Source organism: Paraburkholderia jirisanensis (genome assembly GCF_054782355.1).
Genome location: NZ_BAAGSQ010000004.1, coordinates 40,359 through 64,394, shown reverse-complemented (window position 1 = coordinate 64,394; position 24,036 = coordinate 40,359). Strand labels below are relative to the sequence as shown.

Genomic DNA, 24,036 nt, shown 5'->3' with positions numbered 1-24,036 from the left:
GCTGCTGCTGCCGGTTGTCGCATTTTGGCGCGCTTGTTCAGCCGGCGGGAGACTGAAAAATGAAACGGGTATTGCTGTTCCTCGCGACGAATCTCGCGGTGATGCTAGTGCTTTCGATTGTCTTGAACGTGTTGGGCATCGGCCGCTTTTTGACCGGGAGCGGTCTCGATGTCACTGCCTTGCTGGTGTTTTCGTTGGTGATCGGCTTTGTGGGATCGTTCATTTCACTGCTGATCTCCAAACCGATGGCGAAATGGACAACCGGCGCGCGCGTCATCGATTCGCCAAGGGATTCGACCGAGCAATGGCTGGTCGATACGGTACGGGATCTGGCGCAGCGGGCGCAAATCGGTATGCCGCAAGTCGCAATTTTCGAAGGAGCGCCGAACGCGTTCGCGACAGGTGCTTTCAAAAATTCCGCGCTGGTGGCGGTCTCCACTGGCTTGCTGCAATCGATGAACGCGGATGAAGTCAAAGCGGTTCTTGGCCATGAGATTTCGCACATCAGCAACGGCGACATGGTGACCTTGACGTTGATTCAAGGCGTGGTCAATACCTTCGTGATCTTCTTCGCCCGAGTGGTCGGCTACCTGGTGGACAAAACCGTGTTTCGTACCGAACGCGGCGTGGGTCCCGGGTACTACGTTACCGTGATTGTTTGCGACATCGTCTTTGGCGTTCTCGCTTCGGTAATCGTCGCGTACTTCTCGCGCCAGCGCGAGTTTCGCGCCGATGCAGGCTCCGCACACCTGCTGGCTTCGCCGCAACCGATGATCAACGCGTTGGCCCGTCTGGGGGGGCTCGCACCTGGCGAGCTTCCGAAATCCTTCAAGGCGTCCGGTATCACTGACAAGGCGGGCTGGCTCGCGCTGTTTTCCACCCATCCGCCGATCGACAGGCGGATTGCCGAGTTGCAAGGGCGCCGGTAGTTTTCGAGGCACGCTGCGAATCCTGGCGCCTACGTCAGATTTCCCGCCATCCCAGGCTCGTCGATACTCGCTAGAGACACCGTGGCCCGGTCAGCCGGAACCGCCTGACTGGCCCCGAAGTAGGGGACGCAGTAGTCCGGCGGCCCAACGCAGTCGCCTGGCCCGTTGGGCGACGGATGCAAACTGGCGCACGCGGCCAGTGCGCCCGATGCCGCGATGACAAGCGCCGAGCGTATGGCGGCCTTGATGTTGTGCGATCTCATATCGATTCGATGTTCCAGTGTCACGCCGATCTGCTGCGACGCGCCTGCTAAAGCAGGTGAATCAAGCATAGAGATGCGGGCCGTCTTTCAGGCCCATATAAACGTGAAAGAAACTTCATTGTCAGGGTGCTCCGCCTGGAAGCCGCGCCATGCTACGGCATTCATGTCGCGCCTGAATGCCAGTGTCGGACGCACACAACCCGATTTCTGAAAGACTGAATTCCAGGGCGATTCTCGATGCTTCGCAGATATATTGGTGTCCACGCATCGGGCCATCAAAAATGACAAGACCTGAAGTCTTAAAGAATTTATTAGTCATCCTGATGCGGACGTCTGTTATTCGAATTGGAGCATCGAAACGATGAAGAAATATTTAATTTCCGCAGTGGCACTCGGCTCGATTGCCTGCCAGGCGCACGCCGCGGACGGAGACACGATCACGCTATACGGAATACTCGACGTCGCGGTCGGCACGGTCGAACATAGCGCGAACGCCAACTCGCTGTTTCCCGCCACCGTGAACCCCGTCAGCAAGGTCAGCACGCGCTTTAACAATCCCGTTACCGGTGTGTTCAACGGGGGCATTTCCGATCCGCGATGGGGTATCAGGGGCACAGAAAATCTGGGGGGCGGACTTGAAGCATTCTTCGATCTGGAATCGGGGATCAACGTACCGTCCGGAACGCTGAACAATGCAGCCGGCGCGATCGCGGGCAACAACAACAGCGTAGCGGCCGCGTCCGCACTAGACGGTCAGCTCTTCAATCGCGGCGCGTATGTCGGGCTCAAAGACGACAAACTCGGGGCGGTGTCGTTCGGCCGCTCGACCACGCTCGGCTTCGATACGATCGCCAACTACGACCCGCTGTTCGACGCACAACTGTTTTCGCCGCTCGGTTTTTCCGGTTCGTATTCGGCAGGCGGCATCACCGAAGGCTCGCGCACCGACAACAACATCAAATACGTGAACAAGATCGGTCCGGTTAATGTCGGTCTTTCGTACAGCTTTGGCGGCACCGCCGGCGCGTTCGGTTACGGCTCGACTTATGGCGCCAACGTCGGCTACGAGTCAGGGCGATTCGGCGTTCAGGCCACCTGGTACGACGCGCGCGACATCATCCACTCGGGCGCACTGACTGGCGCCAATGCAGCGAACTCGCCGCTGACCGGCACGAATGTCGGCGCACTGACCCTGAACAACGATGAAGATTTTATGCTTGCCGCCAAGTACGGAATCGGTTCCGCAACCGTAAAGGCCGGTTACGAGCGCTTCGAACTGAAGACACCGTCGAACCCGGCCGCGGCAGGCACGACAGTCGACTACTTCGGTTTCGCGGGCAATCTTACGAATAACGTGAGCCCGTCGAAGAACAACCTGTATTTCGTCGGCGGCGACTATCAGGTTACGCCGACGTTCGACATCGCTGCCGGCTTCTACGATACGCAAACCATGCAGTCGGCTGGGGTCGCGGGAGGCAACCAGCTGCAGTATTCGCTGCTCGCCGACTACCGGCTGAGCCACCGCACCGACGTGTACGCCGGCTACATGTTCTCCAAGTTCAACGGTGCCGCATTCAACGGCGACGAGTCGACCAACTACATCGCCGCAGCGGGTATCCGCACGACGTTCTAGAAGCGTATCGGAGATGCCGGATCGACACCGCCGCGGCACGGCATCGCGAAGCCTGATGAAGACGGATGACACGAAACCGTGGCGCGTGTGCTGACGTGCGCCAGAAAACCCACGCACATCGCCACGGTGCTTAAACAATCTTTAATGTTCACCGTGGCGCTTCTTTAGATTGCGCGGTTGCAGTTACCCGATAATTTCAACGTTCTTAAACCGCCGAGGGCGGCGCCGTTATTGTGCGCGAGCGGGCTGTCGTCCGCCGCGCGGCGATTGGCGCATCCGGCCGCGACGCGCGGGCGACACATGCCTGTCTCGCGGCACGCCCCATCCAACTCCCCGTCAGTCAAACAGCACGGCCTTTTCCGAAAAGGGTGGCAGATGAATCAATTGCAAGCCATGCGTGTGTTCATGCGCGTCGTCGAACTCAACAGCTTCAGTCTTGCGGGCAGACAGTTGGGAATGTCCGCAGCAGCAGTGACGAGAAGCGTCAGCATGCTGGAGGCGCACCTGAACATGCGCCTGTTGAATCGCTCGACCCGCAGCCTGTCTCTGACCGAAGCGGGACGGCTTTATCTGGAAGGGTGCAGAGCGGTCATCGACAAGCTCGACGAAGTGGAATCGGAACTGCTGCGCTCGACTCGCGACCCAAGCGGCATGTTGCGCATTGCCGCGCCCGCGATGTTCGCCAGCACGGAACTGGCCCCGCTGTTTCGGGCCTACCGTTCGATCAATCCGCGCGTCGAATTCGAGGTGACCGCCTACGACACGCACATCGACATGATAGAAGGCGGCTTCGATATCTGCTTCGCAACGGATCGCTACGCGGTGAACACGTCGCTTGTGAGCCGCAAGGTGCTGACGGTCAGGGAAGTCGCGGTCGCGTCGCCGGCTTATCTCGCGCGCTGCGGCGTGCCGCAAACGCCGCACCACCTGGCGAGGCACGATCTGGTTACGCTGTCCGAGCAATCGCGCATATGGGAGTTTTCCGGCATCGACGGCGTACAGAGAATCAATGCCAACGCACCGCTGAGCGCAAGCAGCCAGATGACGGTCCGCTCGGCCGTGCTCGCCGATCTGGGCATTGCATTGCTGCCGCTGCCGCTCGTCAGCGACGACATCGAGCGTGGCACGTTGAAAACCGTGCTGAACCAGTATGAGGTGAATGGCGGCGCTTTACACATTTCGATCGTCTATTCCGGCCGCAATTATCTCGCTACCAAGGCACGCAACTTCATCGACTTTACCGTCGAGCAATTCCGCTGTGCGTCGGGTATCGCGCCCGGCATGACGGCATCGCTGCGCGCAGTCGCATAGGAATCGCCGGTGTCCCGGGCAGGCCGCCCGGGTGAATGAAGATTAGTTAACGATTGGAAGGTCAGTCCGACAGGCACGCATAGATATCCTGAACTTACCGGTTGCGCTTAACCGCTGAGTCGCCGGCGAACCTCTTACCTGCCTGATGGAGTTGACCGATATGAAGATCTTCTTTGCAATCGCCGCATGTGCATGTTGTGTGTCTTCGGCATTTGCCCAAAGCAATACGATGAGCCAGTCGGCGAGCCCGTCCGCGAGCCTGGCAAGTGCCGCACCGAGCGCAGCAAGTCCCAGCTATTCGAGCCCACAGGTTGGCGGATGGGTTCCCCCGTATGGTCAGCCGGTCGCGGAGAAAACCCGCGCACAGGTGTATCAGGAACTCGTCGAGGCCGAGAAGGACGGCCAGCTTGCCTACCTCAACTCGACGATCTACGCACACTGAATGGTCGAGCGTGAATTCGCGGCCGGCGCGGCCAGTCAGGCCTCGTTCACCAGCGTGGTGGGCCAGCACGCAACGCTCATCCGCGTGCCCGATCGCGCCTTTACGTTGCCATCGGCAATGCGCAGCGTGAAGTCGTGGACGCGCATGACTGCGGCGACGATGCTCAGCCCGAGGCCCGACCCCGTCGTATGGCGCGCCTCGTGACTGCGATAAAAACGCTGCAACACCGCGGCACGTTCGCCTTGCGGAATGCCGCGGCCGTCATCGGTCACTTCGAGCAAGGGGCCGAGCGCGGTCTTGCCAAGCGTGACGCTGACCGTGCCGCCGTGTGGCGCGAACTTGATGGCGTTGTCGATCAGATTGCTGAACGCCTCGAACAGCAGTGCCCGGTCGCCGTGTATCGCTTCGACCGGCACCGCTTCGACATGCCACGCAAGCTCGCGGCTCTCGGCCAGCGGCTCGTAAAGCGTACCGAGTTCCAGCACGAGTTCCTGCAGGTCGACGATTGCAAAGCCGCCGCGGCGCTTCAACGTGCCGATCTCGGAGATACGCAGCATCGCGCGAAACCGCTCGAGCAGACGGTCGGTTTCCGCGCGTGCGCACTCGAGCAGTTGCGCGCCGTGCGGATCGGCCGCAAGGATCGGCCGCTCGCCGAGACGGCCAAGCAGCGTGTGAACATGCACGAGCGGCGTACGCAGATCGTGTGCGATGCCGTCGCATGCACCCTTGACCTCGCTCATCAGGCGTTCGACTTCATCCAGCATGTGATTGACCAGATGCGCGAGCATATCGAGTTCGTCCCGGCCGCCGACCGGAACCCGCTGGCTCAGATCGCCCAGCGCGATCCCTTCGGTCACGCGCCGGATCTCCCGCGCGCGCGCCAGTTGCCGCATGCTAAGCACGATGCTGCCGGCGGTCGCAACGGCGAGCGCGCCGAGTCCGCCGAACACCAGCGAACGCACGACCACCTCGCGGATTTTCAGCACCGATGTCATGTCGCGCGCGACGATCAGGTGCATGCCATTGGCGCGCACCTCGCCCATCGCGCGCATGATCGGCGCCGGGCCGGCATCGCGCAGGCTCAACGAGCGGTACAGCGTGTACCCGCGGCGATCGAGCGGCAGGTTCGCAGGCGGCACCAGCATGTCGCCGCTGACGTAGGTGCCGTTGGCGAGGAACAGACCGTAGTAGTTCGTGTGCAAGTGCTCGTGTTCGAGCCGCATGCGTATCGCGTCGTCGAGGTGCCGGTCGGGGATCGACTCGAAATAGGTGAGTTGCCAACCCATGATCGAATCGGTGTCGCGCTCGATCGCACCACTGGCAACCCACGCGACGAATCCGACCAGCAAGGTCAGCGAAATGCCGAACAGCGCGGTGTACCCATACAACCAGCGAAACGATGCCGTATGCCATCTGCGGCTCTTGCTGCGCAGTTCGGCAGCAATAGATCGACTTCTCACAGCCTGGCCCCTATCCGAGGATGTATCCCGAACCGCGCACCGTGCGAATGGTGGGTTCCTCGCCGGGCTGATCGATCTTTCTTCGTAGCCGGCCCATATGCACGTCGATCAGATTGGTGCCGGGATCGAAGTGATAGCCCCAGACGGCCTCGAACAGCATGGTGCGCGTGATCGTCTTGCCGGGGTAACGCAGCATGAATTCGAGCACCTTGTACTCGGTGGGTAGCAACGCGATCTCATTGCCGTTGCGGTACACCTTGTGTGCGATCAGGTCCATCTCGAGCGCGCCGGCGCGCAGCGACGTCTCACGCGAAGCGAACGCCGCGAGGCGCCGGCGCAGCAGCACCTCGAGCCGCGCGGCAAGCTCTTCGGGATCGAAAGGTTTTGTCAGGTAATCGTCACCACCCGCACGCAGGCCGCGCACGCGTTCGTCGACGTCACCCAGCGCACTGAGCATCAGCACCGGGGTCTGAATCCCCACCGTGCGCATTGCAGTAAGAATCGAAAGACCATCTACGCCGGGCAGCATCCGGTCTAGCGTGACTGCGCCGTACCCGTCTTCCATCGCGCGCGCCATGCCGTCGCGCCCGTTGTCCACCCAGTCGACTTCGTAGCCGCGCTGCGTCAGTTCACTGATGATTTCGTTCGCGGTGACAGCATCGTCTTCCACCGCCAGAACGCGGACCTTGGTCATTTACGAAGCACTCCGTCGCGTCTGCTGGCGCGACACATTGGGGAGATGTAAGTGTATCGCCGATGCCGCGTAATTTTCTGATCGTCTTCATGAAAAGAAATTTAACTTGCGGCAGGAAAACAGCCGCCACCGCAAGCGGCCGCGCTAGCCGGTATGCAGACGGTAGCCGAGGCGATTGACGGTTTCGATGCGTGCGCGCAGGCCGTGCGATTGCAGCTTGTGCCGCAACCTCGATACGACCAGATTTACGCTCGCCGGTTCGACACTTTCCTTTTCCGGCCACGCATAGCGTATGAGCCGCTCGCGCATCACGGGCGCGTCGGCGTCGTACAGCAGGCATTCGAGCAGCAGATACTCGCGATGGGTCAGCAGCACCCGCTGCGGGGCCTCGACCAGTTCGCGGGTTAGCGGATCAAGCTGCACGGTGCCGCCGCGCTGTCGCGCCCAGGCCGGTGCCGTGCGTTGTAGCACCAGCATGCGCTCCTGGATTTCGAGCATCGACCAGGGCTGCACGAAGCATACGTCGGCGCCGGCGCGCAGCAGCCGCACGCGCTCGTCGCGGTTTGCGCGCGTCAGCATCGCGATGATGGAAGGTGTGTAAGAAAGCCGCGCAAGGCGATCGATATGACCGGCAAGCGCATCGTACGAATCCGCTGAGGGGACGCAAAGAATCACGCAATCGAAAGGTTCGGGCTCGGCAATCGTCAGCGCATAGCCGACGTCGTCGACCACCTCGATGCTGTTGAGGCTTTCACTCAATGCCTTCAACAGATAACCTCGTTCGACATCAGAAGGACAAGCCAGTAGCACCCGCATGTTGCAACACTCTCAAATTCCAGTCGTTCTGACAGGTGGCCGTCGTCGACGGCCACCGGCTTCACACTTCGTTGGCCCAGCAATTGACGACCACGGTGGTTCCCTGGGAGGCACCGCCGATACGCAGCTCGAAACCGTGCAGGCGTGCGATCGCGGCGACGATACCGAGCCCGAGCCCCGTGCCGGGCACGTGGCTCGCGTGCTCGCCGCGATAGAAACGACCCAGCACCGCGCCGCGCTCGTGCGGCGGGATACCAGGCCCGTCGTCGGAGATGACGAACTGTGCACCGCGCGGGTCGCGCCGTACCTCGATGCCAACCCTGCCGCCGCTCGGCGCAAACTTGATCGCATTGTCCAGCAGATTGGTAAAGGCTTCGAACAGCAGCTCACGGTCGGCCCATGTCGGTTCGACGCTTGCAACCGTCACCGCAAGGCGGATGTGCCTTTCCTCTGCCAACGGTTCGTACAGTTCGCGCAGTTCGTCCGCCAGCGACGGTAACATGACGTGAGAGAAACCGCTGCGGCGCCGCATCGCTCCGATCTCGGAGATGCGCAACAATGCGGAGAAGCGGTTCAGGATCGCCTGGGTGTTGTCGCGCGCCGTGCCGACCGCGGCAGCCATTTCGTCGTCGCCGTTGTCACCGATCTGCCGGGCAAGGTTCGCGAGTGTCATGCGCAAGCGGCTCAGCGGTGTACGCAGATCGTGCGCAATCCCGTCGCAGGCACCCTTGACTTCACCGATCAGGCGTTCGATTTCGTCGAGCATGCGGTTGACCAGCTGGGACAGCATGTCGAGTTCGTCGCGGCCGGTTACCGGCAGTCGCTGCGCCAGCTCGCCGTTGGCGATGCGTACCGTTGCATCGCGCATCGTCGTGAAGCGCCGCCGCTGCCGGCTGCTCAGCATCAGCGCGGCGACGAGACTGGTGCCGAGAAAGATCACCCCGCCGCCGATCAGCACACGCAACAGTTCGGCACGCACATGGCGCACATCGGAAAGCGTACGGGCAACGAGCAGCCGCGTGCCGTCGTCACGGGTCTCGCCCATGACGCGCAGTTCGGGTGCGAGGTTAGCCACCTGCAGCGTCCGCGAATGGCCGCTCGTGTGTTCGTGCGAATGGCCGAAATGGTCAAGTTCCAACGGGCCCGGCCAACGCTGGATATCTCCGGCAAGGTGCGCGCCGTTTGCCGCGAACAGGCCATAGTAGTTGCGATGAATGCCGGTTTTACCGAGCCTCGCTTCGATTGTTTCGACCAGTTCCGCGTCCGTTTTCGAATCGAAATAGCGCAACTGCCAGCGTAGCCCGCTGTCGGTTTCGCGCAGCATCGCCCGCGTCACCGAGTAGTCGATCACGCCGAGCAGCGCCATGAACGACAGCGAGAAAATCGTCGCATAGATCGCGAGCCAGCGGGCTGCGGAGGTGCGCCAGCGCACTGAGGTGTTCATCGGCTCGTTACCTGCACATTGGGCGCGGCGGTGTTGCGGGCGACGCTGTTGTTGGCGGACGGCAAGGTTTGCTCCGGTAGCGGCAAGTCGGTGTTGTGCCAACCGCCACCGAGCGCGCCGATCAGACCGATCGACGCTTCGACGCGGCGCGTGTGCAGTTCGACTTGCGCGACCTGTGCGTCGAGCGCCGCGATCTGCGCGACTGTCACGTTCAGATAGTTGTCGATACCATCTTCGTAAAGCTGCATCGCGAGCTTCTGCACCTTCAGCGCAGAGCGCAGCGCGTCATCCTGCTGATGCTCCTCGTCGGCGAGCCGGCCCGACAGCACGAGGTTGTCCTCGACCTGCTGGAACGCTTGCAACACGGTCGCGCGATACTGGTCGCCCGTTTGCGTAAAGCGCGACCAGCTTGCCTGCACCTGTGCGTGACGCAGGCCGCCCTCGAACAGCGGCAGCATCGCCGAGGCGCCGACCGACCACAGGCTATCCGGCAGCGACGCAAGGCCAAAGCCGCTGTCCTCGAAGCCGCCGACCGCGCTCAGGCGGACGTTCGGATAAAAGGCGGCTCGCGCGACGCCGATCTGCGCATTCGCGGCGGCCATCGTGCGCTCCGCTGCCGCGATGTCGGGCCGGCGTTGCAGCAGCGAGGAGGGCACGCCGGGCGGTATCTGCGGCACTGCCATGCGCGGCGCGGGTTGCGGCGGCAGCCTGAAATCAGCCGGATTCTTTCCGGCCAGCACCGCAATCGCGTGTTCGAGCACTTCGCGCCGCGCCAGCACGTCGGTATCGGCCACCTGTGCGGTCGCCAGCTGATTCTCCGCGCGCGCCACGTCGAGGCCGGCGGCGATCTTGTCGGCGAGCCGCATCCGCGTGATCTGCGCGGCGGTCTGGTAAAACCCGATCGCGCGGCCGAGCACCGCGTGCTCGTCGTCGAGACCGCGCACTTGCGCATAGTCGGCGGCCAGTTCCATCTCAAGGCCGAGCCGCGCGCTGGCCACTTGTGCCGCGGTTGCCTGCGCATCGCTCATGGCCGCGCGGGTCATGTTGCGCGTCTGCGACCAGAAATCCGGCTGCCATGCCAGCGCCGCCGCATACTGGTTGGACGCCTGCTCGAGCGAGCCATCAGTATGGCGAAACAACGTGTGCACGGACTCCTTGTTTTCGCTGACGCCCGCGGCGAGACCCAGTTGCGGAAAGAGTCCCGCGCGCGCCTCGCCGACCGCGTCGCGGGCCTGCACATAGGTTTGCACCGCGCTGGCAAGATCGGGATTGGCCGCGTCGAGTTGCGACTCGAGCGCATCGAGCTGGGCGTCGCCGTACATACGCCACCACGGACCATGCTGCAATTGCTCACTAGGATCGGCCTTGACGAACGGCCCATCGCCCTGGTAGCTGGCGGGCAGTATCATCTGCGGCGGCCGATAGACCGGCGCGAGTTCGCAACCGGTCATCAGCAACGCGATGGCAAACGCCGCGCCCAGACGCCACACTGCGCGTCGGGCCTTCATGCCGCGCCGCCCGCAGCTGCGGCCTGGTTGCGCGGGCTTGCCGCAAGGTCGTGCCCGGGTCCCGACACAGCCTGCACCACATGCACGGCCTCGCCGTCCAGCAGCCCGGCGGAAGGGCTCAGCACCAGGCGGTCGGTGCGCGATACGCCCGACAGCACCTGCACCGTACTGCCGAAATTCAACCCGAGCTTGACGTTGCGCAGATGTACCCGGTGATCCGCGCCGACCACCGCCACCTGCGTGCCTTGCGAGCGAAACAGCAACGCCTGCTCCGGCACGACCGGGGTCTTGCGGTCGAGCGGCACGTCGAAATGCACCTCCGCGTAGGAGCCGGGCCACAGAAGGTGGTCCGGATTCGGCACCAGCAACTCCGCCACCACCGTCCGCGTTTGCGCGTCGAATGCATTGGCCGACGTGTCGAAGCTCGCCTTGAACCGACGCTGCGGATACTGCGGCAACGTCAGCGTCGCGGTGAGGCCTGGCTGCAGGATCGCTGCATAGTCCTGCGGCACCGACACGAACACGCGCATTTCATGGACGTCCGCGACGCTAAAGAGTTCGTCGGCGCCGCCGCGCGAACTGACATCGCCGCCCGCCGCATTCACATAGTTGCCGACGTCGGTCTTGCGCGAGGTCACCACACCGTCGAACGGCGCGATGATCTTCGTGAACCCTTCGAGCACCCGATAGCGGGCAACCTGATGGCTCGCGGCCGTCACCTTCGCGCCTTGCGCCTGCGCGTCGGCGGCCTTCACGTCCACTTCCTGCTGCGACACCGCCTGCGTGCCGGCCAGCGCCTGCCAGCGCCGCGCCGTCAGCTGCGCGAGCCGGTAGTCGGTCTGCGCGACGCCAAGGTCCGCGAGCGCGCTTTGATACTGCTCGTCGACCGTCGGCGCATCGATTGTCGCGAGCAGATCGCCGGCCTTCACCGGCGCGCCATAGTCCTTGTACCAGTGCTGCACGTAGCCGGAGACCTGCGCGTAGATCGGTGCCGAATGGTAGGCGCGCACCGTGCCGGGAAAGCTCAGCGTGCGCGTGACCGGACCGTCGACGGGAGATACCAGCTGGACTTGCGGCACCGCCTCATCGGCGGCGACGTCGCGCAGACTCACCATCTGCAGATGCCGTTGTGCCACGCCCACCGCGACCACGCCCCCCGCGACGAGCGCGAGCACCAGTAGCCAGCCGCGCGGTCCGAGCCGGCGCGGCAGGGTTGCTTCGGGATTCACGCTCATGGCTGCACCTCGCCGGCCAGCCGCTGGCTGCGATGCAGCAGCGCGAACACACAAGGCACGAACAGCAGCGTCGCGAAGGTGGCGAACAGCAGACCGCCGATCACGGCGCGGCCCAACGGCGCGTTCTGCGTGTTGCTGAACGACATCGGCAACATGCCGACGATCATCGCGAGTGCGGTCATCAGGACCGGCCGGATGCGGCCGAAACCGGCTTCGATCGCGGCTTGAACCGGGTTGCCGTGCGCGGCGAGACGCTCACGCGCAAACGAGACGACCAGAATCGAATTGGCTGTCGCGGTGCCCATGCACATGATCGCGCCGGTTAGCGCCGGTACGGAAAGCGTGGTGTGCGTGACGAACAGGCTCCAGCCGATGCCGGCGAGCGCAGCAGGAAGGGCGGTGATGATGATGAACGGATCCAGCCACGACTGGAAGTTCACGACGATGACGAGGTACACCAGCAGGATCGACAGTGCGAGGCCCGTCAGCAGCTGCGAATAGGCGAGGCTCATGGTTTGCGCCTGGCCGCGGATGTGGATCGACGCGCCGTGCGGCAGCGTGCGCTGCATGCCGGACACGACGTGCGCGACGTCGGCGTACACGCCGCCGAGATCGCGGCGCTGGTTGCTTACGAAGATATCGATTGCCGGCAGGATGCTGTAGTGCGACGCCAGCAGCGGCGTGCCGGTCTGGGTGATCCGGCTTAGCGCGCCGAGCAGTTGCGGGTGTTGCGACGCTGCGCCCGAGCCGTCGATAGGAATATTTTCGAGGTCGTTCATCGAAGTCAGTTGGCTTTGAGGAGTTTGCAGATTGACGAGGTGCGACACGCCGTTCGCTGTGTCGAGCCAGTAGGTGGGGGCGGTTTGGCCGCTCCCGGAAAGGGTCGCGAGCGTGTTGTCGGCGATGTCGGCTTCGGTAAGATCGATGCCCGAAGCGAAAGCGCGCGACGCGGCGATCTTCAGCGTCGGCTCGTTGAAGGCCTGCTGGATATTGACGTCCGCAGCGCCGGGAATGCGGCGGATCTGCGCTGCCAGCGTTTGTGCATACTCATAGTTCGCCTGCTGGCCACGCCCGGCAATCTGGATGTCGATCGGTGCCGGCAGGCCGAAATTGAGGATCTTTGCGGTGATGTCGCCCGGCAGGAACGTAAACGTCGTACCCGGAAACCGTTTGGGCAGTTCGCGGCGCAGCAGGAAACGATAGTCGTCCACCGGCGAGCGCTCGTTTTTCAGGCTGATCGTAATGTCGCAATCCTGCGGACCGATCGTACCCGTCGCGCTATAGGCCTCGTTGATGCCGCTTGCCGGCAAACCGCAGTTGTCGAGCATGTTCGTCACCTTGCCGTGCAGGATGTCGCGCACCGCGCCGTTGACGAGCACCGCGGTTTTCGACGCTTCTTCGAGCCGCGTGCCGATCGGCGCGCGCATGTGCATGTCGATCTCGCCGGATTTGATACCAGGGAAAAAATTCTGGCCGAGCAGACCGACCAGCCCGAGCGACACCAGCGCGGCAGCGGTGAACACCGGTACGAACACGCGTCGTTTCGCGACGACCTGGGTCAGTACTTCGGTGTAGCGGCTGCGAAAGCGCTCGAAACCGCGCTCGAAACGCTGCTGCAGGCGTGTGGGCCAGCTCGCCGCGGCGGCATGGGTGTGCCCGCCGCCGTGCCCACCGTGCCCGCCGGCCTGGCCGCGCAACAGCCACGCCGCCATGGTCGGCACCAGCGTGCGCGACAGAATGAACGACGCGATCATCGCGAACACGATCGCCTCGGCCATCGGCAGGAACAGATAGCCCGCCACGCCGCCCAGTTCGAACAGCGGCAGCCAGACGATGCAGATGCATAGCGTGGCGACGAAGGTCGGCACGACGATCTGGTTGGCCGCCGCGATGATGCCGGCTTCCAGCGGCGCGCCGGCCGCGAGATGGGTATCGATGTTCTCGATCATGACCGTCGCATCGTCGACCAGAATGCCGACCGCCAGCGCGAGGCCGCCCAGTGTCATCACGTTGATCGTCTGGCCAAGCCACGACAACATCAGCACCGAGCACAGGATCGACAGCGGGATCGATGTCGCGACGATCAGCGTCGAGCGCCAACTGCCGAGAAACAGCAGAACCGTGAGTCCAGTCAGGAGCGCCGCGGTTACCATTTCCTGCACCACCTCGGCTACCGAATCGCGCACGAAGCCCGATGCATCGTTCAGCACCTTGATATGCACACCGGCAGGCAGCGTGCGGATGATGCCCGGCAATGCCTTCTTCACGCCGTCGACGACCGCGAGCGTCGACGCGTCGCCGCTTTTGAGCACCTGTATCAGCACGGCCTGCTGGCCCTTGACGAGCACCGCATTGGTTTGCGGCGGCGAGCCGCGGTAGACGTGGGCAACGTCGCGCAGAAACACCGTCGCACCGTCGACCGTCTTGATCGGCAGATTGTCGAACGTTGAAACCCGCACCGGGCTCGCGTTCGTTTCGACCATCCAGTCGAGCGCGCCCACTTTCTGGTCGCCGGCCGGCAGGACCACATTCTGTGCCTTCAGCGCACTGGCGACGTCCGCTGCGGTGAGACCGTGCGCCAGCAGTCTGCTCTGGTCCAGATCGATTTCGACGTTCAGCGACGCGCCACCGTAAGGCGTCGGAATGGCGGCCCCCGGCACCGAGACGAGCTGCGGCCGGATCAGGTTCGACGCCATGTCGTACACCTGAGATGCGGTCATGCCCGCGGCCGACACCTGCAGGTCCAGCACCGGCACCGACGAAGCGTTGTACGAGAGAATCTGCGGCGGCGTGATGCCGGCCGGCATCTGCTTGAGCACCGTCTGCGAGATCGATGCGATCTGTGCCTGTGCAGCCGCGACGTTGGTGCCGGGCCGGAAGAAGATCTTGACGATGCCGCGGCCATACAGCGATTGGCTTTCGATGTGCTCGATGTTCTCGACGGTCGTCGTCAACGCGCGCTCGTAGTAGTAGATCACGCGTCCGGACATGTCTTGCGGCGACAGACCGTTGTAGGTCCATACGACCGCGACGACCGGAATCCGGATGTTCGGGAAAATGTCGGTGGGCGTTTTCCTGAGCGCCGTGATCCCGAACAGCACGATCAGGATGCTCATCACCACAAAGGTCAGCGGGCGCCGTAGCGCAATCAGAACAAGCGCATTCATCGATCGATACGGTAGAAGCAGGGCAGGGAAGGAAACGGCCCGGCGACGGCAGCTTGCCCGGCGCAGGTGATGAGCGATGATCGTTCATCGACCTTAGCGATGCGGGATGATCAACATGAATTGTCTTTAATGTCTGTCACCGCAGGCCGTGGTGAACGGGTTTTCATTCAATTTCCTAAAAGTTTTTTAACCGTAACGAAGCTTTCGTTACGCACGAGCGGCGCTATGGTTCGAGCGCGTCGGCGAGCGCTCTGCCGCCTACTCAAAAGGAGATTGATATGAAACGCTATTTTTTGACGGTCTTGCTGCTTGTGAATGCGGCTGCGCATGCGGCGCCGTCCGGGATCCATCTGACTCCGCAGCAATGCACCAGTTACCCGTTCGTGGTGGGACAACAAAAGGTCACGCACAAGGACCTGATGCGCGAACTCGAGGAACTCGAAGCGGAGGGCTATTCGATCGACGACAATAGCGATGCGTATCCCGACGATCTATGGGCCGCGCAGGACAAGTTGAATCAGGACTATCAACGCTACTGTGCGCCGCATCCATCGGCCATGCATTCGTCGGCCGCGCTGCCGAACGCGGGATAGCGGGTGGGACAGGGCGCTGCCGGCGGATGTGCCGCAGCGCCTGGGTGATGCGCAGCACGTCATGCCGCTGCGGTTGTTTTCTTCGGTGGTGCTTCGGTGGCGCTTCGGTGGCTATTTGCTGCCTGCGAAGGACGGGGTATTCGTGACCATCCCGATCAGCTCATCAAGGGCCGTCGGCGGAATCGCGAAGCCCGTCCACCCGAAGCCGCCATGCCGCAGAAACAGCACGACGCCGTCGATCATCGGGTACGGAATGGCTCTCCAGCGCGGATGCATTTCGACTGCGTAGCAATCGTCGCGCGACACGTCACGATTGACCTCGGGCAGCAACTCGCATCTGAGCAGACCGAGTTGCCCGATCAGCCGGTCAAGCTCGGATGCGCTGAGCAGCGCACTGTTGCCGCCGAGGCGGATGCTGAGTTCCTGGATGCCGAACTCGTTGACGAGTTCCATCTCAACGTCGGGGTGCATGAGCGACTCCTGCGTTATATCGAGCGATTAGAAGGCAGGCGGCAGCGGCATTAATGCAGCGCTTCGGCCAGAGCCGGACGAGCACGCGCGGGCGCGGCGTCGCGCAGATCCCGGCCAAGCGCGCGCAACTGTTGCGCCGACAGCGCGAATCCGGACCAGCCGATACCTTCGTGACGCATCAGCAGCATCAGTCCGCCGTCCGTGCCGTGGGGCTGTGCATACCAGCAAGGGTCAATCTCGATGTGATATCGGTGCGTGCTCGACATCTGGTCGGGAACTGCGGCGCGCATCGTTGCGCGGAACAGCGCGAGTTGTTCGATCAGTGCTTCCGTCTGTGCCGCGTCGAGCAGCTTTGTCTGCTCGCCGATCGAGATCTTCAGCAACTTCTGTTCGTCGTCGCGCAGCAGGTCGATGTGTAGAGGACGTTGCATTCGTCACGCTCCTTAGGGTTCGGCAAGGTGCCGATACCTTAGCGCTGCGCGCGGCGCGACTTCAACAGCAGCTGCATGAAGAAAAATTCATGGACGGACAAGAGCCTGTGCTGGGCGCGCGTGGGTTTCTGCTGGCCGAGACGGATGGACTCAGCCGGGACTCGCGATCGGCACGATGATGCAGGAGACCGCGGCCTTGATGGAGTGGATAGGCGCGGCATCCGCGATGAATCTCGATGGCGGCGGCTCAAACGCGATGGTTGTCAACGGCATCGATGTTGGTCATCCATCGGATAATTCACCCGCCAATCCCACTCAGCGGGCGGTGGCGACGTCAATCGTTTTGACGGGTAGTTAATCCGTGACGGCGGTCGGTTCTGTGACCGCCTGTTCAGGGTCCGTCACGCGCACGGCGCGGCCGGACCTTGGTGCTGTGCTGATGCATTCTGACAAGCGAGTGTTTCAGGAGGTCAGAGTCGTTGCTGCGGTAATCTAGATATTTGTAATTTAACATAATATAAATTAACAACGTTTTGGATGTAGGTCCAAAGTTCAAATCAACCACCAACTGCCTGCCGGCGAGGCGCAACGGGCGCTGGCGCTGATCCGCGACCGCTACGGGGATTTTGGGCCGACGCTGGCCTGCGAGAAGCTGTGCGAGTGCACGGCATCCTGGCGAAGGAAACGGTCAGGCAGCTGATGACCGACGCCGGCCTGTGGATTCCATGCCGGCAGCGGCCGCCGAAGATCTATCAGCCGTGCAGCCGCCGCGCGCGCCTGGGCGAGCTGATCCAGCTCGACGGCAGCGATCACCACTGGTTCGAGAACCGCGCGCCGGCCTGCACGCTGCTGGTGTTCATCCACGACGCGACGAGGCGGTTGATGACGCCGCACTTCACGGCGACCGAATCGACCTTCAGCTATTTCGAGGCGATACGCACGTACCTGCAGCGCCATGGCAAGCCAATCGGACTCTACAGCGCCAAGGCCTGCGTGTTCCGCGGCACGGTTCCGGGCAAGACCGGCAACCGCCTGACGCACTTTGGCCGCGCGATGCTGGACTGAACATCGGCAGGCACGTTCTGCGTGAATTCGAGTTCCGCCAAGGGGCCGCGTCGAATTGCGCAAAAGCGCTGGCTCCATGGTCAGGGTATACCACCGCTTTATTTATTTTTATGGACATATAATATTTTCCTAGACCTGTAAGAAACTTGTCTCTTGGGCCGGTCTGCGGGAGTTGGTAGTACTCTCGACAGTCCGACCGCCGACATGACCGTTGAGTTGAACCTGGAGGCGTGATGGCAGCAGCAAACGTCAACATCCATGACGTGATCGATCGTGAACCTATTGGAAGAACGCAGGTTGTCGCTCTGGCTCTTTTTGCGCTGCTGCTGCTCTTCGACGGATTCAACATTCAAGCCACCAGCTATATCGTGCCGGTGCTGGCTAAAGAATGGCACTTGCCCAAGTCCATTCTGGGGAGCATCTTTTCAGCCGCCTTCGTGGGGCTGCTCATAGGCAATTTTTGTATCTCGTCTCTCGCGAACCGCTTTGGCCCAAAGAAAATGGCGGTTCTCTCAACCGCCGCGTTCGGCCTGTTCACCTTGCTAACGACGTTTGCGACTAACGTCAACGAACTGATTGCCCTGAGACTCGTAACGGGAATTGGTCTAGGGGCAGCGGTTCCTTGTGCTATCGGGCTCACGTCTGAGTTCAGCCCCAAACGGGTTCGCGCGACCTTCGTATTGCTTATCTACGTCGGATATTCTTTTGGCTTCACTGTTGCAGGTTTCTGTAGTGGGGCCCTGATACCCAAATACGGATGGGGTGGGCCGCTTTGGGTCGGAGGAATCGGCCCGCTCGTTTTAATCCTTTTCCTCTTGCCCTTGATTCCTGAGTCGGCACCCTACGTTGCACGCCGGCGCGGCAACGAGGACCTTCTTTCGATGCTCAAGCGGTTTTATCCCCGCATGGATCTTCCACATGGGACGAATGTAACGTCCAATGATCCGCAAACAAATAGCATCGAGGTAAAAGGTCTTTTCTCCGCGGATCTGCGCGCAGGGACATTCCTGATCTGGGCAGTATTCGTCCTCAACCTGGCCGAATTTTACTTCTTGCAAAGCTGGCTACCGACGGTTCTTACTTCGCTATCCTACCCGCCTGACATCATCGTCTGGGCGACAGCGGTAAGCACGATAGGAGGCATGGTCGCCGGTATCGCCATGGGACCGCTGATGGATCGCATCGGCCCATATATGATTCTGTCCGCACTCTATTTGCTTGGCGGTATCACGATGTTCGCGATATCCGCTGTGCTGGGTGGCGGGAGTTCGCTACTGATATTTACTGTGTTTTGCTGCGGATTTTGTATCAGTGGTGGGCAAAAAGGCGTTGTCGCGCTAGGTTCCCTTTTTTACCCTGCGGGACTTCGGGCCACAGGGGTCGCATGGGCATATGGCGTTGGCCGCATCGGCGGTGCCAGCGGCACATACGTCGCAGGCGTACTGTACGCCGCAGACTGGTCGCCGGATGCGATTTTTCGTGCGGCGGCCGCGCCGGCATTCGTTGCATCGATTTGCGTAGCAATCATGGGTTGGCGCTACAGCGCCGACCGCGGCAGAGTATCTGCACCATCGAAAGCACAAACCGAACGTTGATGTCGTGACTAACAGAGACCGGTAACGGCGGATTGGACAATCCCCTACCCTCCCTACCCAACCTGCTTCCAAGCTAATAATAAATTCGCTTATACAGATATTGTATAGTTAGTCATCTTAATGATAAAAACAAACGATATAAAGTTTAAGGCGGCGGCATGAGCAGAATCTGGAGATCTCAATGAAAAGGCTTGCATCTACTGTTAAATTTTGCTCCGCTACGTTTTTGATTCCATTTTCCGGTGATGTACTCGCCCAGTCGTCGGTGACTTTATACGGTATCGTTGAAGACGGGTTCATTTACTCGAATAATCAGAAAGGAGGATCCGTTGTCCAGGCAACGACCGGCCAAACCAACACAAGCCGATTTGGCCTGACTGGCACGGAGGACCTGGGCGGAAGTTATAAAGCCATTTTTACACTCGAAAATGGTTTCGATCTTTCAACCGGAAAGTTGGGCCAGGGCGGTCGTATGTTTGGACGCGCCGCTTTCGTCGGTATTACGACACCTTTTGGCACTATCACTGCAGGTCGACAACTTGAACCATTAAGTCAATATGTCGGTACGCTAAGCAGCGCAATCAGATGGGCAGGTTGGACGGGAGCGCATCCCGGTGACGTCGACAACATGCAGGTGACAATCAGGCTCGACAATTCCATACAATACGCAAGTCCCGACTTTCACGGATTTTCCTTCAAAGCGATTTACGCTCCCGGTGGGGTATCGGGAAATCTCGCGAGTCAGCGAGCAATCTCTTTCGGAGCAGGATACAAGGCCGGAAATCTGACTCTCGGTGCCGGATATCTGAACATCAATGACCCGTCAATACCGGCTTATGGCGGCACCACTTTGCCGGGTCAGGCCGGCTATACGTCACCGGTGACATCCCCCGTCTACCGGGGATTTGCCTCGGCTGAGACGCTGCAAATCATTGCTGTCGGCGGGATTTATCAGATTGATGCCCTGGAGCTGGGAGTGATCTATTCGAACACCCGGTTTAAGAATGTTGCCTTCACGCCTACCACGCCGCATCACGGAGGCACGCCACAGTTTAACGATGTTGAAGCCAACATACTCTACCGCATCACTCCGGCCTGGCAGCTCGGTGGCGCTTTCATATATTCAAGAACAAGTACAGCCCAATACCTTCAGTGGAATGCTGGGGTCAACTACGCACTTTCGAAAGGGACTAATGTCAGCGTCGTCGGCGTTTGGCAGCGAGCAATCGGAATTGATTCAACGGGAGCACCGGCAGTAGCAAGCATTGCCTCACTGACGCCGTCGGTTACGTCGAGTCAGGTGGCCGTTCGGGTGAACCTCCGACATCGGTTCTGACGGAAATCAGGCTTCGAATTTCCCGGGATGGGTGTTCACTTCGCTACAAGGATGAGCCACCTTACAGCAGGTCTTTTCGGACCGTAACCTATGATTCAAGGACGTCACCACCGTCTCCCAGACTAAACAGCAAGCGAATGCGGGATAAATTTTCTGCAATGCGCGCCCGTAGGAAAGGCACTTTTGATCGGGCGAGCACGGAAAGCATGGAATAGGATATTTATGCGAGAGATTCGAGGTTTCTGCACACTATGTCGTTCTCAATGTGGCACCATCAACACGGTCGATGGAGATTGGCTCGTCTCGGTGCGAAACGACCCAAGCCACCCGACGGGCGCCGCCATGTGCATGAAGGGGCGCGCCGGCCCAGAGATCATCGAGGCTTCGAATCGCATCCTCTATCCTATGAAGCGGACGAACCCCAAGACTGCGAGCGACCCAGGATGGGTCCGCATATCATGGGAAGAGGCACTTCAAACAGTGGCATTGAAGCTGTCTCAGATTCGTGCTGAGTCGGGTGCTGAGTCCGTGGCGTTTGCGGTCACCACGAAAAGCGGAACTGCGATCGCCGATTCGATAGAGTGGATCGATAGATTCGTTCGTGTCTTCGGTAGTCCGAACGTCGCTGGCGCCACGGAAATCTGTAACTGGCACAAGGACAACGCACACAGATTCACTTTTGGGGTCTCGATACCGACCGCAGACTATGCTCGTTCCGAATTATCTATTCTATGGGGGCATAATCCTACGAGCACTTGGCTCGCGCAGTCTGAAGCGATTTCTCAGGGTCGCAAGCGCGGAGGGAAGCTTATTGTGGTTGACCCACGCCCGACTCCCCTCGCATTGACCGCCGACGTTTGGCTCCAGGTTAAACCCGGGACGGATGCGGCACTCGCTCTTGGTTTATCGAATCTTATACTTTGTCAGTCCCGTTACGACGATGAGTTTGTCAGGAATTGGACCAATGCGCCTCTTCTCGTAAGCAGGCACACAGGGCTTTTCCTTCGTGGAAAAGACATCTGGACTGATGGCGGTGACACCTTTGTCGTTTGGGACAAGAAGTCATGTGCGCCGCAGGCTTACGACACAAGCAAGGCGGCCGAGCAGCAGGGCAGCGCAGCTTTTGAGCTGGATGCCTCCTTGAAGATTGAAACTCCAAATGGGCCGCACCACTGTGATACAGCGTTCAGCTTATTCAGAGCGCAATGCGCTCAATGGAATGTTGAAAGAGTGGCGGCAGTGACGGGCATTTCGATCGACAAACTGCTGCAGGCTGCAGACTTGATCGGATCGAGCAAGAAGATCGCCTATCACGCCTGGACAGGTGTGGGACAGGGCCCTAACGCTACGCAAACCGAAAGAGCAATTGCCACATTGTATTCATTGCGCGGATGTTTTGATGATGTTGGTTGCAATCGTATCTATACAAAGCAGCCGGTTAACAAGGTCGATCAACTTGACCTGATCGAAAAGTCTCAACTTGAAAAAGCAGTTGGCTTCTCTGAGCGCCCTATCGGTCCGCCATCGGAGGGGCGAGTCAAACCTGTCGACGTTTTTCGCGCAGTCAAATCAGGTGAACCATATCGGATCAGAGCCCTGGTGGGTTTTGGCACGAATCAACTCGCAACGCAGACTGATGTGGACGAGATCAGGGCTGGACTGGAAGAGACTGAATTTCACGTCCAGTGCGAAATGATCGAAACCCCCACCGCGCGCTACGCAGACATTGTCCTGCCGGTGAGTACACCATGGGAACGCGAGTCACTCCGGATCGGCTTCGAGATCAATGAGGACGCGGAAAATCTCATCCAGCTTCGCCCTGCATTTGTTAAGGCCAGAGGCGAAAGTCGATCAGATCTGGAAATCGTCTTTGACCTCGCGTGCAGGCTTGGATTCAGCGACAAATTTTTTGGTGGGAACATCGAGGCTGGGTGGAACCATATGCTTGCACCCCTAGGGTTCACTGTGGATGATCTACGTCGAAACAATTACCGAATGGTCCGTCCACTTGAGCACCGCAACCGAAAATATGCCGAAGTGAAGGATAATAAAGTCGTTGGCTTTGCTACTGAGACACGCAGGGTTGAACTGTATTCAGAAAAATTTCTTCGATACGGATATCCCCCGCTGCCATCTCATTTGGAGCAGACCGAGACGGATGATCAATATCCGCTCCTCCTGACTTGCATGAAGAGCGGCTACTACACCCACAGTTCCTTTCGCTCGATCACCAGTTTACGCAAGCGGTCACGGAATCCCGTTATGCAGATGAACGACGCAGTCGCTTCGAAACTGGGGATTCGTGCTGGCCAATGGGTACGCGCTACGTCCAGGTCAGGCTTTGCCTGTTTCGTAGCACAGATAGAGGGTCGTCTACATGATGACGTACTGGTGGCCGATTTTGGTTTTTGGGAAGGATCGGAGGGGCTAGCGATTCCCGAGACCAGGCTATTTGGAGAGGGAAACACGAATTTCAATTACCTGGTATCGGCCGGACAGCGCGACCCCATCAGCGGTTCAACCAACCATAAGGCTGTGCGGTGCCGTATAGAACCGATGGTGGATCTTTCGTGGCCCGGATTCACTGAAATGAGGGTTAGTGAAACGCGCTTTGAGGGGGAAAATGCAAGATGGTTGCTTCTGGAGTCACAGCAAGGGCAATTGCTTCCTGACTTCGTCGCCGGGCAATATCTGAAGATCCGCAGTGCGTGCGGACGCTCCGACAAATTTTTCGAGCGGGCATATTCATTAGTCAGTGCCGCTCACGCCGAAGGTCGCACAACCTATGAAATATGTATCGGCGAGGACTCGAGGTCGAAAGAGAACCCCGGCGTGATGTCCTCCTTTGTTCATAAAACAATGAAGGCCGGTGATCTTGTCGAGGTTGCAGCACCTGCGGGATCGTTTGCAATTCCATTGCATACTCGTGAGCCAGTGGTTCTCCTCGCTACAGGAATCGGCATCACACCGTTCATCTCCTATATTCGCTCGCTCGCCAATACTGTAAGCACACATGAGACCATCCTCATTTATGGCAACAAGAATAGCTCGACGCACGCGTTCAAGGCTGAATTGGATGAGCATCAAAGGCGCATATCCACTCTTCACGTCATCAACTGCTACACAGCTCCGCTGGATTCAGACCTGGAAGGACGAGATTATCAATGTCACGGTCGCATTTCGGGTGAGTTGATCCCTAAAGAGCTCGTCGGTCAGGGCGCCCGTTTCTATATGTGCGGGTCTGCTCCGATGGTCAAAGACGTGACCGCGATGCTACGGGAGCGTGGCGTGAGGCCATTCAGGATTTTTAGCGAGCAGTTTGTATCTGAGGCCTCCGCAACTGGTGGAATCCCGCCGGGCCTCGCATTTGAGGTGACGTTTCAACGGAGCGGCAAAGTCGCGACATGGAAGAGCGCTGATGGAAGTCTCCTCTCTTTTGCCGAAAGTCTCGGCATTGGAGCGCCGAGCGGCTGTCGGGTGGGGCAGTGTGAAAGCTGCGCAGTCAAAGTGCTGAAGGGCCAGTTCCAACACATTAGCGGGCAACAACTTGACGAGCCCGACATAGCCTTGGCATGCCAGGCAATACCGTCATCGGCCATCGTTCTTGAATTATAGGTGTTGGTCAAGTTTGATACTTCAACTC

General features: G+C 60.2%; 18 protein-coding genes and 1 pseudogene. 10 read left to right on the top strand and 9 right to left on the bottom strand.

From position 1 onward, the window contains the following. Positions 1-59 precede the first annotated feature (59 nt). From htpX to ACYVNQ_RS02805, 4 genes are all read left to right on the top strand, one after another. Positions 60-929 carry a protease HtpX gene (htpX, locus tag ACYVNQ_RS02820; RefSeq protein ID WP_460900730.1) on the top strand — a complete coding sequence of 290 codons (870 nt, stop codon included), beginning with the start codon at positions 60-62 and terminating at the stop codon, positions 927-929. 624 nt (positions 930-1,553) lie between these two features. Then, the gene (locus tag ACYVNQ_RS02815) at positions 1,554-2,825 is read left to right on the top strand and encodes a porin (protein ID WP_460900728.1); all 1,272 of its coding nucleotides are present in this window, start codon (positions 1,554-1,556) and stop codon (positions 2,823-2,825) included. Between the two features lie 375 nt (positions 2,826-3,200). Beyond that, positions 3,201-4,136 carry a LysR family transcriptional regulator gene (locus ACYVNQ_RS02810; RefSeq protein ID WP_460900726.1) on the top strand — a complete coding sequence of 312 codons (936 nt, stop codon included), beginning with the start codon at positions 3,201-3,203 and terminating at the stop codon, positions 4,134-4,136. Between the two features lie 160 nt (positions 4,137-4,296). Further along, positions 4,297-4,578 (top strand): DUF4148 domain-containing protein, encoded by a 282-nt coding sequence (locus ACYVNQ_RS02805; protein WP_460900725.1) that lies wholly within the window; start codon positions 4,297-4,299, stop codon positions 4,576-4,578. Between the two features lie 35 nt (positions 4,579-4,613). Here the strand turns inward: ACYVNQ_RS02805 and ACYVNQ_RS02800 are convergent, their stop codons facing one another. From ACYVNQ_RS02800 to ACYVNQ_RS02770, 7 genes are all read right to left on the bottom strand, one after another. Further along, a complete protein-coding gene (locus tag ACYVNQ_RS02800) occupies positions 4,614-6,038 on the bottom strand; it encodes a sensor histidine kinase (protein ID WP_460900723.1) in 1,425 nt (474 codons plus the stop codon). Positions 6,039-6,048: 10 nt separating this feature from the next. Further along, positions 6,049-6,732, bottom strand: a complete 684-nt coding sequence (locus ACYVNQ_RS02795; RefSeq protein ID WP_460900721.1) for a response regulator transcription factor — start codon at positions 6,730-6,732, stop codon at positions 6,049-6,051. Between the two features lie 144 nt (positions 6,733-6,876). After that, entirely contained in the window at positions 6,877-7,500 is a 624-nt protein-coding gene (locus ACYVNQ_RS02790; protein ID WP_460900719.1) for a winged helix-turn-helix domain-containing protein, read from the bottom strand. Positions 7,501-7,609: 109 nt separating this feature from the next. Next, positions 7,610-8,992, bottom strand: a complete 1,383-nt coding sequence (locus ACYVNQ_RS02785; protein WP_460900717.1) for a sensor histidine kinase — start codon at positions 8,990-8,992, stop codon at positions 7,610-7,612. Beyond that, positions 8,989-10,500: an efflux transporter outer membrane subunit gene (locus tag ACYVNQ_RS02780; protein ID WP_460900715.1), complete on the bottom strand. Its 1,512-nt coding sequence runs from the start codon at positions 10,498-10,500 to the stop codon at positions 8,989-8,991. The genes ACYVNQ_RS02785 and ACYVNQ_RS02780 overlap by 4 nt, the downstream gene beginning before the upstream one ends. Then, the gene (locus ACYVNQ_RS02775) at positions 10,497-11,735 is read right to left on the bottom strand and encodes an efflux RND transporter periplasmic adaptor subunit (protein WP_460900713.1); all 1,239 of its coding nucleotides are present in this window, start codon (positions 11,733-11,735) and stop codon (positions 10,497-10,499) included. Before ACYVNQ_RS02775 ends, ACYVNQ_RS02780 begins: the two co-directional genes overlap by 4 nt. Beyond that, a complete protein-coding gene (locus ACYVNQ_RS02770) occupies positions 11,732-14,902 on the bottom strand; it encodes an efflux RND transporter permease subunit (protein ID WP_460900711.1) in 3,171 nt (1,056 codons plus the stop codon). The genes ACYVNQ_RS02775 and ACYVNQ_RS02770 overlap by 4 nt, the downstream gene beginning before the upstream one ends. A 278-nt stretch (positions 14,903-15,180) precedes the next feature. On the opposite strand from ACYVNQ_RS02770, the gene ACYVNQ_RS02765 reads away from it, so the two are divergent. Continuing rightward, positions 15,181-15,495 carry a DUF4148 domain-containing protein gene (locus ACYVNQ_RS02765; protein WP_460900709.1) on the top strand — a complete coding sequence of 105 codons (315 nt, stop codon included), beginning with the start codon at positions 15,181-15,183 and terminating at the stop codon, positions 15,493-15,495. 111 nt (positions 15,496-15,606) lie between these two features. On the opposite strand, the gene ACYVNQ_RS02760 is transcribed toward ACYVNQ_RS02765, so the two are convergent. Together ACYVNQ_RS02760 and ACYVNQ_RS02755 are read right to left on the bottom strand one after the other, a co-directional pair. Next, positions 15,607-15,948 carry a hypothetical protein gene (locus tag ACYVNQ_RS02760; RefSeq protein ID WP_460900707.1) on the bottom strand — a complete coding sequence of 114 codons (342 nt, stop codon included), beginning with the start codon at positions 15,946-15,948 and terminating at the stop codon, positions 15,607-15,609. A 68-nt stretch (positions 15,949-16,016) separates the two neighbouring features. Continuing rightward, a complete protein-coding gene (locus ACYVNQ_RS02755; RefSeq protein ID WP_460900705.1) occupies positions 16,017-16,397 on the bottom strand; it encodes a hypothetical protein in 381 nt (126 codons plus the stop codon). Positions 16,398-16,482: 85 nt separating this feature from the next. Between ACYVNQ_RS02755 and ACYVNQ_RS02750 the strand changes: the two genes are divergently transcribed. The 5 genes and pseudogenes from ACYVNQ_RS02750 to ACYVNQ_RS02730 all read left to right on the top strand — a co-directional run bounded on the left by ACYVNQ_RS02750 (position 16,483) and on the right by ACYVNQ_RS02730 (position 24,008). Then, on the top strand, positions 16,483-16,755 hold the full coding sequence (locus tag ACYVNQ_RS02750; protein ID WP_460900839.1) for a phosphodiester glycosidase family protein: 273 nt from the start codon (positions 16,483-16,485) through the stop codon (positions 16,753-16,755). A 201-nt stretch (positions 16,756-16,956) separates the two neighbouring features. Then, positions 16,957-17,459: pseudogene (locus ACYVNQ_RS02745) on the top strand (transposase family protein); the annotation flags it as partial. 236 nt (positions 17,460-17,695) lie between these two features. Continuing rightward, positions 17,696-19,057 (top strand): MFS transporter, encoded by a 1,362-nt coding sequence (locus tag ACYVNQ_RS02740; protein WP_460900703.1) that lies wholly within the window; start codon positions 17,696-17,698, stop codon positions 19,055-19,057. Positions 19,058-19,238: 181 nt separating this feature from the next. Continuing rightward, a complete protein-coding gene (locus tag ACYVNQ_RS02735; protein ID WP_460900701.1) occupies positions 19,239-20,393 on the top strand; it encodes a porin in 1,155 nt (384 codons plus the stop codon). A gap of 222 nt (positions 20,394-20,615) precedes the next feature. After that, positions 20,616-24,008 carry a molybdopterin-dependent oxidoreductase gene (locus ACYVNQ_RS02730; protein WP_460900699.1) on the top strand — a complete coding sequence of 1,131 codons (3,393 nt, stop codon included), beginning with the start codon at positions 20,616-20,618 and terminating at the stop codon, positions 24,006-24,008. The last annotated feature ends 28 nt before the right edge of the window (positions 24,009-24,036 follow it).